The 13,888-nt window shown below is 62.2% G+C and carries 11 protein-coding genes; 6 read left to right on the plus strand and 5 right to left on the minus strand.

Annotation, left to right across the window (positions count from 1 at the left end):
* Positions 1-11: 11 nt before the first annotated feature.
* From I5E68_RS13465 to I5E68_RS13485, 5 genes are all read left to right on the plus strand, one after another.
* The gene (locus I5E68_RS13465; RefSeq protein ID WP_228727191.1) at positions 12-641 is read left to right on the plus strand and encodes a polysaccharide biosynthesis/export family protein; all 630 of its coding nucleotides are present in this window, start codon (positions 12-14) and stop codon (positions 639-641) included.
* Positions 642-798: 157 nt separating this feature from the next.
* Positions 799-1,302, plus strand: coding sequence for a hypothetical protein (locus I5E68_RS13470; RefSeq protein ID WP_197164935.1), 504 nt, complete (start codon positions 799-801; stop codon positions 1,300-1,302).
* 70 nt (positions 1,303-1,372) lie between these two features.
* A complete protein-coding gene (locus I5E68_RS13475) occupies positions 1,373-2,674 on the plus strand; it encodes an outer membrane beta-barrel protein (protein ID WP_197164936.1) in 1,302 nt (433 codons plus the stop codon).
* A gap of 41 nt (positions 2,675-2,715) precedes the next feature.
* Positions 2,716-4,875: a GumC family protein gene (locus tag I5E68_RS13480; protein ID WP_197164938.1), complete on the plus strand. Its 2,160-nt coding sequence runs from the start codon at positions 2,716-2,718 to the stop codon at positions 4,873-4,875.
* 167 nt (positions 4,876-5,042) lie between these two features.
* Entirely contained in the window at positions 5,043-5,681 is a 639-nt protein-coding gene (locus I5E68_RS13485; protein WP_228727192.1) for a hypothetical protein, read from the plus strand.
* Here the strand turns inward: I5E68_RS13485 and I5E68_RS13490 are convergent.
* Entirely contained in the window at positions 5,675-6,946 is a 1,272-nt protein-coding gene (locus tag I5E68_RS13490) for an O-antigen ligase family protein (RefSeq protein ID WP_197164942.1), read from the minus strand. The two genes, I5E68_RS13485 and I5E68_RS13490, sit on opposite strands and share 7 nt — an antisense overlap.
* 373 nt (positions 6,947-7,319) lie before the next feature.
* Between I5E68_RS13490 and I5E68_RS13495 the strand changes: the two genes are divergently transcribed.
* The gene (locus I5E68_RS13495) at positions 7,320-8,564 is read left to right on the plus strand and encodes a glycosyltransferase (protein WP_197164944.1); all 1,245 of its coding nucleotides are present in this window, start codon (positions 7,320-7,322) and stop codon (positions 8,562-8,564) included.
* A 241-nt stretch (positions 8,565-8,805) separates the two neighbouring features.
* On the opposite strand, the gene I5E68_RS13500 is transcribed toward I5E68_RS13495, so the two are convergent.
* The 4 genes from I5E68_RS13500 to I5E68_RS13515 all read right to left on the minus strand — a co-directional run bounded on the left by I5E68_RS13500 (position 8,806) and on the right by I5E68_RS13515 (position 13,881).
* Complete coding sequence (locus I5E68_RS13500) at positions 8,806-10,494, minus strand: FAD-dependent oxidoreductase (protein ID WP_197164946.1); 1,689 nt, start codon at positions 10,492-10,494, stop codon at positions 8,806-8,808.
* A complete protein-coding gene (locus tag I5E68_RS13505) occupies positions 10,491-11,351 on the minus strand; it encodes an aldo/keto reductase (protein ID WP_197164948.1) in 861 nt (286 codons plus the stop codon). Before I5E68_RS13505 ends, I5E68_RS13500 begins: the two co-directional genes overlap by 4 nt.
* 131 nt (positions 11,352-11,482) lie before the next feature.
* Positions 11,483-12,913, minus strand: a complete 1,431-nt coding sequence (locus I5E68_RS13510) for an O-antigen ligase family protein (RefSeq protein ID WP_197164950.1) — start codon at positions 12,911-12,913, stop codon at positions 11,483-11,485.
* A complete protein-coding gene (locus I5E68_RS13515; protein ID WP_197164952.1) occupies positions 12,910-13,881 on the minus strand; it encodes a glycoside hydrolase family 16 protein in 972 nt (323 codons plus the stop codon). Before I5E68_RS13515 ends, I5E68_RS13510 begins: the two co-directional genes overlap by 4 nt.
* Between the last annotated feature and the right edge of the window lie 7 nt (positions 13,882-13,888).

Below are 13,888 nucleotides of genomic sequence, written 5' to 3' on the forward strand. Positions count from 1 at the left end.
GACGGGGGAGGATGAACCTCTTCCCGCCTGCAGAGCAGTTTCGGAGTTTACCGAAAATGTCGCGAGTAATGGCACATAAATATATATTTCTTGCAACCTTGGGACTGGCGACCGCCTGCTCTGAAGTGCAACAATACCAGGCGTCGCCGGGGGAAGTAGCACCTTCCGCCCCAAGCCTGTCCCAGCGGTATCGTCTGGCCGCAGGAGACAAGGTGCGCATCACCGTATTCAACGAACCGGACTTGTCCGGCGAATTCCAGGTCGCGCCGGACCAGACAATCGCCTTTCCCCTTATCGGCCACATTGATGCCTCCGGCGCCAGTGCGGACGAACTTGCGCACCGCATCACCGCACGACTTGCGCAAGGTTATCTCAACAACCCGATCGTGACAGCAGAAGTCAGCCTGTTCCGGCCATTCTATGTCCTGGGTGAAGTCAATCACCCAGGCGAATATCCCTACACGTCAAGCTTGACCGTCCTTCAGGCCGTGGCTGCCGCCGAAGGCTTCACCTATCGCGCGAACAAGCGCGTTGTCCTGCTCAAGCGCGCGAATTCCGGCCATGAAGTAGCTGTCGAAATAACCTCGGACCTGCACGTCTTTCCGGGAGACACCGTGCGTATCAAGGAACGCTATTTCTGATCGCACGTCAGCCCTTCGTCGCCTTTCGCGGATGGACAGCGGCGATCCCAACACTGCCTGTCGCTGCCCATGAATTGGCCGCGGTGCAGCACCTCTCGGAAATACGGGCCATGCGCTGCTCGACCACTCCGGGAAACCGCCTGCGTACATTCGGAGAATGATCATGCATCGTACATCAGGTTCATACGGCCTGCTCGCTTGCGCCTGCATCATATCGATCGCGATCGCGCTGCCAGTGCAGCCGGCCCATGGGCAGTACGATACCGAAGAAAGCGCTCGGCTCGAGGCGCTCAGACAGGCTTTGCGCACGGACATCTCCCGCCTGCCCGAACGCGCCGCACCTGGCATCTACGAAGCGCAGTTCGCCTTGACGATCGACCGTTTCCTCGGCGCCGGCACCGGTGCTGGTGCTGGTGCAGATGCCAGTGCTGCCAGTGGGGCTTCTCCGGTGTCCAACCGCGCCTGCCTGATGATCCTGGAAGCCCTCGGCGAAGCGCTTGTCAGCGCACCCAACGCGAATGTGCGTACCGCCTTGATGAACATGCGCGGCAACCTTGACCTCTGCCGTGGAGGCACCGGCGCAGGGCCGGATGCAGCCGGCGGAATCCTGTTCGACCTGCCGCAGCCACAGACCGGCGGAGGAAGCGACTATGTCCAGTAGTCTCCCCCTCGCCGCAAGCATCCGGTCAGCCGCAACGACGCCCACTGCATTTTATCGTCCCGCCGGGATCATGGCCTGCCTCGTCGTCGGCTCCCTGCCCGTACCGGCCTTTGCACAAAATACCTTCGGCCCGTTTCTCGACAGTGCGATCCCAATGGACAACGATCGTGGTCGCCAGGTCAGTGTCCTCGATCGCCCTCGCCCGGAATACGAACCCGACGGCATTCCGCTGGCTGGCTTCACCTTGCTACCATCGGTCCAGGCCGGGATCGGGGCGAGCAACAATGTGTTCGGCGCCGGGTCAGGGGCAGGCTCCGGCGCAGGCATTGGCAAGACCGGCGATGCTTATTTCACACTGGCCCCCGCGGTTAGACTGCGCAGCAACTGGTCGCGCCACGCACTTACTCTGCAAGGAGGCGGATCACTGCGCCGCTTCACCGAAAATCCGGTGCGCGACGAGACCGGCCTCGACGCCGCCTTGGATGCAAGGCTCGACCTTGCCCGGGAATTCACCATCGACCTTACCGCCGGGGCCGAACGTGCATACCAATCGCAATATGCCAGCGATGCCCCCAGCGCCAATCTCTCGCCCTTGCGCTATTCGGCACTGCGCGGCCTTGTGCGCGGCGCCTACGCCACCGCGCCAATCAGACTGACCGCAGCCTTCGACATCAACCGAATCGATTTCCGCGATGTTACCAATCTCGATGGCGATACGACCGACCAGGACTATCGGGATCGCACGCTCGCGCGGGGCAGTGTCCGTATCGAATATGCCTTCACCCCGGAATTTTCCGCCTTCGGTGAAGCCAGTGTGTCGCGGATCGACCACGACGAGGATCTGGTGGCTGACAGGCCCAATCGCGATGGCACCGACCTGCACCTGCTCGCCGGGACCAGCTTCGACCTCGCTGGGATTGCCCGCGCCCACGTCGGGCTGGGCATGGTGCAACGCACGTTCCGCGCCAAGGACAGCTACGCCAAGATGCAAGGCCTGGGCTACGACCTGCGCGCAGAGTTCTTTCCATCCGGCCTCACCACGCTGACGATTGGCGCGAAACGAACTATTCGCGAGGCTGCTACCGTTGGCGCGAGCGGATTCTTCACACAGAGCCTGCTCGGCCGCGTCGATCATGAATTGATGCGCCACGTGCTCCTGTTTGCTCAAGCCCAGTACCAGCGCAGCAACTTCAAGGGACTGAACCGGCGCGACACAACCTTCGCCGGCCAGGCAGGCGCGCTCTACCTCGTCAACCGCACAATACGTGTCACCGGAGCCCTGACCTACAGCGACAGGGCAAGCTCCGGCTCTCAGCCCGGCCCCGCCTTTGACGAATTGCGAGGGGTGATTGCCGTCACCGCTGCATTCTGATGCCCCCTGCCCAAGGCTCCGACACCAATCGAGAGGTATGGATGGACTTCATCTCACAATCTCAGCCCCCGGCTGGATACCATGGCCAAAGCGGACTTCCCGGGAATGACAACGAGCTCGGCTTTCGCCAGTTGTTCGACATCATTGCCCGCAATGCCCTGCTGATGGTGGTGATCACCTTGGGCGTATTTGTCGTCGCGCTGGGGGCGACATTCCTGATGAATCCGTCGTATTTCGCTGCGGCTGCGGTGAAGCTGGATCCGGCTGCGCGCGCAGTGGGGGCCAGCGAGATTCGGTCGGTCGCCCCGCAAGCAGAACAAGCGCGCATGGATACCGAAGTGCAGATCATCCAATCACGCCAGATCGCGCAGCAGACAATCGACACTCTCGGGCTCGAGGCAGATGCCGAACTGCTCGAGGAGGCCGCAGCCGAGACAAAGACCGCGAGCTCTCCCGAAGACCGCATGGTCGATGCCTTCCTGAAGCGCCTCGATGTGCAGCGTAACGCCGACGACTACGTCGTCCGTATCGGCTATGCCTCGTCGCAGCCGGCGAAAGCGGCACAAGTCGCCAACGCCGTGGCGCGTGCCTACGTCGAGCACACCGTGGCCGATCGCAATCGCACCGCAAGCGAGCAGGCGCGCTGGCTGAGCGGACGCCTGGAGACTCTTGGCGGCGAAATTCAGTCAGACCAGGCGCGCATCGCACAACTGCGCGCAAGAACCGGAATCGCCGGAACGACAGCAGCCGGGACCGTGACAGATCAGCAGATTGGCCCCCTTTCCATGGAGTTGGCCCAGGCCGAAAGCGAAGCCGCAGCGGCCGACGCCGAACTGGCTGCGGCCAAGGCACAAATCAGCCGCGGCGACATCGGCTCGATTACCGGGGTCCTCAACTCGCCGGTGATTGCTGACCTGCGCCGCCAGCGGGCCGAGGCCAGCCAGGTGGAAGCTGAAATCAGCACCCGCTACGGCGCCAAACACCCCGAACACGCGCGCATCGAGCGCCAACTCGCCCAACTCGAAGCAGCACTCCAGTCCGAAGCCAATCGCATTGTTGCCGGCCTGCAGAGCCGGGTCAATTCGGCGCGGGCGCGTGTCGCCAGCCTGCGCAACAGTCTCGGCTCCATCCGTGGCGAACAATCGGCCAATGCACGCGCGTCCGCCGTGGCCGATACATTAACCCAGCAGGCCGGCGCCAAGCAGGATTCCTATGACCAGTTGGCCAGCCGGCTCGAGCAGGTGTTGCAGGACCAGCGCGACCTGATGCCGACGGCAACGATCATCGAGGAGGCAGTGCCCCCGATCCGCGCCTCCTCCCCCAATCGCATGCTGTTTTCGGCGCTTGGCATCATACTCGGCCTGATCGTCAGCTTCACCACGATTTTCGTAAAGGAAGTGACCAATACCCGCATCGTCTCGTCGGACGATCTCGCCAAGGCCACCATGCTGCCGTTCATTGCGACCGTCCCTGCCCTTGAACGCAAGCAACTGGTCTTCGAAGGGCAGCAGGTCCCGCCCGAGGACTACGTCCAGCGCAAGCCGATGTCCGCCTTTGCCGAGGCCTTCAGGACCTTGCGTAACGACATCATGTTCAGCGATACCAAGCCCCGGGTCATTTCCGTGGTGTCGTCGCTTCCCGGTGAGGGCAAGACCACTGTCGCTGCCGGGCTGGCGCGGATCATGGCCCTCTCGGGCGACCGCGTCGTCCTCGTCGACTGCGACCTGCGCCGCGGCCGCTTGCGCGAACTGGCCCAGGCGGCGCCGTCGCACGGTCTCGTCGAAGTCCTTTCCAAGGGCTTGTCCTGGCGCGAGGCTTTGATCAAAGACGGCCTGTGCGAACTCGATATCCTGCCTTGCAAGACTCAGACCTTCATCCCTGAGGACGTCCTCAGTAAGCCGACGATGATGGCGCTGATCGAAGACCTGCGCCGGGAATACGATTTTGTCGTGCTCGATACGCCGCCCGCCCTCGCGGTAGCGGACTCGCGCACGGTCGCCACCCTTGCCGACGCATCGATCTTTGTCGCCCGTTCGAACCAGACACCGGCAAGTGCAGCCGCCCTGGCAACCGAACAGTTCTCCCACGATCGCAGCATGGTCCTGGGCACGGTCCTGACAATGGCCACCAACAAGGCCAAGCGCTCCAAGCATGATCCCTATTATTACAGCAATGCCTACCGCGGCTATGTGGAGGCCTGAACTGGCAATAGCCCATGAGATCACGGGAACTACGCCCAGCGACTTGCGGCCGGAATGCCATATTCGCAAGACTTTCCCGCCTCGGCCAAAAGTCACCTTCCAAGGCGATCCTGCGCATTGCCTTGCTGGCCTTGCTCGGTGCCGGGCTAGTGCTCGGCACCTCGGCAATGCGAGACGAACTGGCGATTAGACAGGCTAGCCGAGCACTGGCGCAAGCAGCGTTTCCCGGCCTTGTCCCCCATGCCGCGCGAACCGAAACCGCGCGGACATGTCACGAAAGCGCACTGCCCAGGCTGCTCTCCTCCTGCACGATCCTGCACTTGCGCCTGTCTCGCAAGCTTGACGAAGTAACTGCGCGCCGCCACCATCTCGCGCTCGCCCAAGCAAGTGCGGATCGCTTTGCAAGCCTGGTTCCGCTTTCGCCTGTGGCTGCCACCCAGCAAGCGATGACCGCGACTTTCGCTGCGCAGAAACGCAATAGGTACCATGCCATTGCCGCGCTTGAGCGCAGCTACCGGCTCGCCGCGATCCAGCGCGATGTCTCGCTTTGGCGGGTCAGCTACGGTGCGCGGCATTGGCACGCCTTGTCCGCGATACTGCGCCAGTCAGTCTATGACGAAGCCATGTGGATCGCTCGCCTGGGAGGCAACGACCGCACTGCCGTCATACGTGAGCTTGCCGGGACGGCGTTGTACCTTCCTGTCGCACTTCGATTGCCCGGGCGGAATGGCGGCGCCTTGCCGCCCGCGAAGATGACAATTGGCCTTGAACAGCCCTTGTCCCTGATCGATCAGCCCGCTCAGTAGCCACTCCCCCGCAAGGCACGATGACCTGCACGGTGATGTGAAACCGCCTGCGAAGCACGTCCCGCCATTACCCCGAGCAGCAGTGCCTCCAGCGCCGCGACCGCATAGAAATCAAGCGCAATATCGAACATGGCGCAAGAGATGCCGACAAGACCGGCCGCCAGCATCCCGCCTTCACGCGCGGTAAAACTCTGGACCCGTGACCGTTGGATCAAGAGGCGCATGTAGCAACCACAGGCGAACACTGCGAGCGCCACATAGATCCATCCCTCCTCAATCGCGGCTCCAATCACAAGATTGTGCGCAGCACCAAGATTCCAGTAGTGGTCGGCTATCTGCGAGGTAAGTTCTGCCTCGTTGACCTGCCGAAATGTTCCGGGGCCGCTCCCAAAAAGCGGCCTCTGGAAGCTGAGATGCAAGCCATATTCAAGCAGTTCAATGCGACCCGACAGGTCATCGCTCAAGCGTGCCAGACGCGGAACAAGGCGATCGCCTATAGCGAACCACAGCGCCAGCCCCGGCACCAGGTTCACAGCACCCAGCACAAGCGCAGCGTGCCGATATCTCGTTGGAAAGTGGGCGATGTCTTGCCGCCGCCACACACACAGCCCCACCGCCGCGACCGCTCCGCTCACCATGGCCATTCGTGACTGGGACACCAGCAGCCCGGCAAGGAATATCTGCAAGGACACGATGAGTCCGGCCCCGATCACCCATTCGCGCGCTCGGAACCGTGCCTCAGTCCGTGAGCCTGCCAAGGCAAGCAATTCGGCCAGGGTCATTGCGAGGAAGATAGCCAGAACGCAACCCATTACATTCGGATTGCCCAGTGTTCCGACGAAACGCATCGGCTTTTCAGACCGTCCTGGCGAAGCTTGCGGCAGCCTGTCGATCTCGACCATCCAGGCCACGAGCTCCGCGCCCACCCATAGCGCGCCCATCACGACCAGGCACATGCACAGGACCTCCATCGCCCGACGGTTTCGCGCGAGGACCATGCCCGTAGTGAACACCGAAATTAATCCGATGCGGAGGGATACTTCGAGTTTGAACGCAGTCGTGTCGAACTGCCGATCGACGCGCAAGACATGCCAACAAACCAGCAGGAGCAGCATCGCCAGACATGTGGCCAGGGTCGGCCGGGCGGCGACCAGCCAAGACTCCGCCGACCTAGTCGACACAAGAGCGACGATGCCGGCCGCCATGGACACGAGGGCCGCCAGGATTGCGGACAAATAGTCATTTCCCCCGCCGAACTGCAGCATGGCGACGCAACCAAATGCGACGGCGCCACTCAGTACAGGGCTCAAGAGCCCTCCGAAACGCCCTCCCGCTCCAGCTTGGCAGCCTTGCCCAGGCCTCGCGCGGGGGCGGCCTCTTGCAGCGCGCGCCCTCGCTTTGCCTGTCTTCCTGCGAGTGGTGCCTTGCATACCTGGATCTCCCGCGACGAGCGTTCCGCTTTGGCGGCACGCCGGCCTACGGTCACAGCCTAGGCGCTGCGTGAGGCTCGAGCGGTGAAACCTGCACCGATCCGGAGGTCAATCGACTTTGGTTGCGACAGCCAAGGCCGTAACAATCCTGAGCAACAAGCATCGCCCCGAAACCAGCAAGGTCTCTCGTGCAGGCAGGACACTCAAGATGACATGGGAGCTTCCGATGACACTTGGCTTGTCGCTGGGCCTTGCTACCTTCGTCCTACTGGCGATGCATCCCTTCGTGACATATCCGCTCTCCCTGCGGATCCTCGCCGGTTTACGGCACGCGCAGGAGGATAAATGCCAAGCCGCGCCGATCGACCTTACCCGGGAGCTTCGGCCGAAAGTCGCGATCTGCCTATGCGCCTTCAACGAAGCAGCGGTAATTGTCGACAAGCTCGAAAGCCTGCTGCTCGTGGCCGAAACCTACGGCCCGGCCTCGATCCACGTCTATTCGGACGGCAGTGACGACAAGACCGCACTCCTGCTCGAACAGTTCCGTGATCGTGTCGACATCGTCATTTCCAACGAGCGCTTGGGCAAAACGCATGGCATGAAGGTATTGCTCGAACGCAGCACAAGCGATCTCGTCATGTTCACCGATGCCAACGTGACCATGGACAACGATGCTCTATTGAAGCTCGCGCGTCCCTTCGCCGACCCCCATTGCGGCTGCAGCACTGCAAAGCTGCGCTACGTCAACCGTGACGAGGGTGCGACGGCGCTGGCCGGGGCGATCTACTGGTCGATCGAGGAATTCGTCAAAGGCATAGAGAGCGCATGCGGCTTTATCATGGGGGTCGATGGCGCCAGCTTCCTCATCAGGCGTTCGCTCTACCACGCACCGCCTGACGACTTGATCGACGATCTTTACGTGACCTTGCGTGTCCTGATCGATGGCAAGCGTGTCATGCGCGCAGACGGGCTCGTGGTCGAGGAACGCGGATCGACCAACGCCAAAGAAGAATATCAGCGCAAGGTCAGGATTGCGTGCCAGGCCATCCGGGTGCACCGGGCGTTGTGGCCGCAATTGCGGCAATTGCCCGGGCTCTTGGTCTATGCCTATATCTCGCACCGCTGGATGAAATGGATGCTACCCTACTTCGCCCTCGGCGCCGCATCCTGCCTCCTCGCCCTTTTTGCCCTCTTCACAACCCCGGCAATTGCAGCTGCAGGCGCCGCCAGTGTGGCCATCCTGCTCGTGGCTGGTGCGTTCTTATCCATTCCCGGGCTTTCAATGATTTCGAGCTCACTGATCGCCCTGGCAGGCGTCGCGCGCGGGGTAGCGTTGGCCTATGCGTCAGACCGCGCTTTTACGACCTGGATGCCAGCTAACAGCGTACGCGCCGCAAGCGATGCCCAGCCTCGCAACCGCAGCGGGCGGTCCGACCAAAGCGTCAATAGCTGACAGCAGGCACTCCGAATCCGCGCTCGAACAAGCGCAGTGCCCCTCTTATCCGCCTTGCTGGGAGTCAGCCCCCTGAATCACAAACCCATAGATTAGATTCACGTGAGGGTTACGTTTTGGTTCAGTGTTTCTCTAAAAGGAGACGCTGATGGCGCCGTTTAATCCGACGGAATCTGAGTGGGATGAAACGGCTCGATCGGATACTCTTGGCCGATCCACCGGCGTCTCTTCAGCCAACGGCTCAAACCGGCTCGGCCAGGTGCTCGGCAAGGCGCAGGGCCAGCGCGACAAGGGTCAGCGTGGGATTGGCGAAACCCGAAGTGCTGAACGTGGCAGCTCCGGCAAGATAGAGCCCTTGCGTTCCGAAGACCGCGCAATTGGCATCGCACACGCCTTCAGCCGGGTTCGAAGCCATGCGGGCCGTTCCAATGTGATGGCCGCCCACCGGAATGCGGCTCTCGCGTGCCAAGGCAAAATCATCTTCCTCGAAATGCAGCCGGGCGGCATCGGATTGTGCGAATGCCGCTGCAAGGGTCTTGAGCCCTTCGACCAGGCGCTGGTGATCATCACTGGTCGTTCTCCAGTCGACGACCAGCCTTCTCATTCCGAAGGCGTCGCACTGGTCGCCAAGGAACACTCGACTGTCACGGTTCGGTTCCTGCTCGGCATTGATGTCGAGTGGGTAGATCTCGCGTGGATCGCGCAGCACGACCGAGGGAAGCTTACGCTGGGCCAGCGTGCGATGGCGGACGAAATGTGCTGTGAATGCCGCAAGACGCGGCGCGCCCAGCGCCATGTTGCGGACGTGGGCGCCCCAGAAGGTCAAGGGATTGCGTGACAGTTCAAGGCGCTTGCAGTCCTCCAGCGAAGTCAGCTTGCGCGCATATTCGGGCACGATCCAGTTCTTGGCGAGATACATCGCCGACAGCACAGGGTTCTCGTGCGCAGGATCGACTATGTTGGGGTGACTGGGCCTGAGCACCAGTCCGGCCAGCCGCTTGCGACGCTGCGCTTCGGGCGAGAGCCAGATATATCGGCGACAGTAAGTGCCATTTGGCGCCACCTCGTAATCCTGTCGGATTTGCCGGGCGGGAGCGGTGAATTGGATCTGCCCGATCTCTCCTTCGAGATGACACTGGTAGAAACGCCCTACCAGCCCCCTCTCGTTACCCAGACCACAGGCCTTGTCCTGATCCGACGAAAGCAGCAGGCGCACCGTTTCGAGCCCGCCCGCGCTTACGATCACGCGGTCCGCCCCGATCATGATATCGCTCGCAGTTCCAGTGCGCCCTTGTCGCGCGATCTGGACCCCGGCGATCACCCGACCTTCATCACGCGCGAGGATCCGGCGCACGGGGGCTTCGATCAGGACGGTCAGGTTCGCGCTTTCCTCGAGACGATCACGATACCAGCTGCCAAGATGCAACGGGTGACTGAAACGTTCGATGCGATTGAGTACGACGTCATCCGAGGGCGGTGCAGGCACCATGTCTGCTGGCTCGCCCGGAAGTGCAGCGCCCGCATCGAACTGGGCTGGCCCGGCATCGAGCCATTGCAGCGCGGCGGGGTAGTGGCGAGCAACGTCTTCATAGCGGATCGGCCAGCGCCCATGCGCAATCCAGTCGCGGTCCTCGAAATCGATCGGATCGAAAGGGATACAGCGCCCGCCCCAGACCGAAGTGGAACCACCAAGAACACGCCGGCGGAACATGTCCACTGGTCCGTGGCTCACGGGTTCGACTTGCTGGGCACGGTAGAATTCCTGGCTCGCCTTGGAGAACTTTTCGCCTCCGGCCTCGATTAGCACGACCTTGCGCCCGGTCGCTGCCAGCACCAGCGCGAGCACGATCCCCGCAGCACCCGCACCGACGATCGCAATATCCGCTTCCATGCGCTCGGGCACGCCGGGGTCCCTGGCATCGATGATCATGCAGGCACCTGCGAACCCGGTACCCGCGCGAGCGCGGACACGAGACTTTCGAGATGGTCGAGCCGGGTGGTTCCGACCAACGTCGATCGCACCGCCGGGTGCGCGCTTGCCGCGAGCACGGCTTGAGCCGGCGAAAGAGCTGGCTGCAGGCGAATGATCTCACGCGCCATCACCGCGATGCCGCGGCTTCGAAGCAGTTCGATCATAGCATTGTCGAACCCGAAAACCACGTCCCAAGGCAACTGCACGAGCGAAATTCCAGGCATTGTCAGCGCAGCCTCGAAGTTTTCACGATCATCGCATGAGACCCCAAAATGGCGCACCTTGCCCTGTTGCCGAAGTCCACAAAGGCTTCGTGCCACCTCGGGATCGGCTGCGACGCCGGCATCCGGGCTATGCAGGAGAAAACCGTCGACGTAATCGCTGCGCAACCGCCGCAATGACGCTTCAAGACCCTGCACCATTGCTGCAGGCGTCCAGTCCATCGTCAGTTCGCTCTCGCGATGGCGTGTAACCCGGTTGCCTGCCGTGGCCTTGCCCGTACGGCGCCCTCTCGCTGCCAGCAAGGGACGTACGAATGGCTTGAGAGGACGCAGCAGACGCATGCGAGCGGAGAACCGGCGCCCGGTTTTGGTGACGATGAAAGCCTGATCACGACGTCCCGCCAGAGCCTTGCCGATCTGTATTTCGCTATCGCCCTGCCCGTAGATGTCGGAGGTATCGATCGTGGTCACGCCTAGGTCGAGCGCCCCGACGATCAGCCGCCGGCTCTCGACAAGCGGTCGAGGATTGTTGAACGAGCCGATCCGGGCGCAGCCGAGTGCGATCGGAGACATCCTGTCGAGGTCCTTGTCCAACGGCATTTCCCTTGCTCCTTCATCGGCTGTCCTGCTTTCCCTCCGCACGGGATCATTGCCTGCACCTGCGCCTGAACCGAGACAGCCCCCAGTTCCTGCGAATTGGGTCACACCGTTCACCGCCGCTACGCCTACAGGCTCTTCTGGCCCGTCAAACCAGACGCAGCGCCCGGATAGGTGCGCCAGGCTTGAGCGGTCACGACGATCATGAGGACCGGCGCGATAAGTCCGGTAGCCAGCGCGTAAGGTTCGGTCAGGCCGATCACCATGTAACTGGCGAGGTAGGCCGTGCCCGCAAGGCTTAACGCGTCCTCCCCGGCCAGAGCCCTGCGCATCATGTGCATGAGGCCGCCGACCAACAACACGAGATAGACCAGCAAGCCCAAGGCCCCCATCTCGCTCAGCACGATCAGGTAGGCTTGGTGCGCCGAACTGGCCACAGTGATGTACTGCTCATGCTGGCGGTAACCGACACCGAGAAACGGGTTCGCCTCGAACAGGTGCCAGGCCTGCTTCCAGGCGGCAACCCGTCCTGTCGCTCCCGAGCCGAACCCACGGCTCGGGTCGTCAAGGTGCAGGATCGGCCCGGCGAGAACCGGTAGGGCGACAATCCCAAGTAATCCAAATCCAGCCATAACCAGATAGTATTTCCACCGCCGGTGCGAATGCTTGCGCTCGATCGTTATCACGATCATTATCGCCGCGCTGACCAGCGTGCAGAGCAAGGCCCCGCGCGCAGAAGTGAGCAGCAAGGTCACCAGCGCAATGGCCATCACTGCGGCCCGCACCCGCACCGACCGCAGAGCCGCAGAAAGACTGAAGCCGACCATCGCCACCATGCCCCAGTGCGTTGGTCCCCCACGCGACGACAACCTGCCGTTATCGTATTCGTTGAGCGCTATCGCGACGAGCAAGGCACCGGCGCAGCCAATCGCTGTCCATGCGAGCATCGCGCGAAGCCCTTCGCTCCCCCCGTAGTCGGTGGCCGCGAAGAAGGCCGCAGCAGCACAGGTAATCGCCAGAAGGCACAGATAGGCGATCGCGGTAACCCCGGAGACCTGGAACAGGCCTGCCGCCGCCACCAGCAACAGGATTGCGGCAAGGCCGAGAAATCGCGACGAGCGACGCAGATCGAGGCGATCGAACATGCAGGCCCAGATCACCGGCCCAGGGACAAGCAGGATGACCAGCAAGTGTATGACCGAGACGATCAGCGCGTTTTCGTGGCTCATCACGGCCGACCCCTGGTGCACCGGCACGAAAGGAGGGCGCAGCAGGTCTGCCATGACGTGTGCGCTCATCAGGCAGCCCAGCGCCGGGCCGACCCAGGCAAGGCGGTGCGGCGCAGCGATGCCGTCGCGAGCGAAAGGACCGTCTATGCGCTTAATGCGGTTCTGCGCCGGCGCGCGCTCGTCGTTTGAACAGAGGCGCACAGCACCCGTTCTGCTGGCACGGCTACCAAGGCTGGCCAGACGATTGCCGCACTGCGTGTCAAAGGCAGGCGACACTTCTCGTTGCCGTTGCGCACCAACATGACAAGCCTGATCGACACGAAGGCTCATTCCCGGCCATCCGGTGATGGCTGAATCGCAGCCGTCATGCTTTCCTCGGCAGCTGGTAGCGGACCCGGTGCCAACGCATGAGCGCGCACCCAGTCAATCGTCATGTTTGCAGGAAACGGGGTCGTGCCATCCGGTGCGCCTGGCCAGTCCCCGCCGACAGCGAGGTTGAGCAGCATGTAGGCCGGATGATGAAAATCGTGATTGGGCTCGCGATGCACCTCGTGCTCGTCAATGTACCAGACGATGTCACGCGCGCTGACCAGTACCCCATAGACGTGGAAGGCATCGACCGGCGCCACCGTCACGGCCACCGAAGCGTGACGTTTGTCCTGCCGCGTTCCGTAATGCAGCGTTGGATGGAGTTCCTCGCGCTTACCGATGTTCTCGAACACGTCGATCTCGGCAGGCGGTTGCGGCAACTTTGGATCTTTATGAACGCGAAAGCGCGGCAAGAGCCAGAACGCAGGCCACAGTCCCTTGCCCACCGGCATACGCACCCGCGCTTCGAAGTAGCCATATCGCTGCAGGAAAGACTTCTCGCTGGTGATAAGGCCCGAAACATAGGCCAGGCCGTGGTCCAGTGCCGGTTCACCGGCCGAGGCCGGCCTCGCGGCGATGGTCAGCATGCCATCTCGCCACTCGAAAGCATGGGCGTCACGCCAGGGATCGGCATAGTACTGAAGCTCGTTGTTGGGCACCAGCGTGCGCGTTTCCCAGTAGCGCCGCTGCTTGCGGTCCTGACTTCCAAAGGCAAAATTGGTTTTCCAGCGGCCTTCTGGAGCGATCGTGCGATCATGAAAGCTCGGTGGGCTGTCGAATTCCTCACGGAATGTCAGCTTGAGCTGCGAGCGATCGAGCCTGGCACCCGCTGGCGTTGTCTGTGGCACCGCGCCCAATGGCACCAGCAAACAAATGCCAGCCATTGCTTTCAGGAGATGGAGCCTGATTTTGCCGGCTGGTGAGGTCATGCGACCA

Source organism: Novosphingobium aureum, from assembly GCF_015865035.1.
GTDB classification, from domain to species: Bacteria; Pseudomonadota; Alphaproteobacteria; order Sphingomonadales; family Sphingomonadaceae; genus Novosphingobium; species Novosphingobium aureum.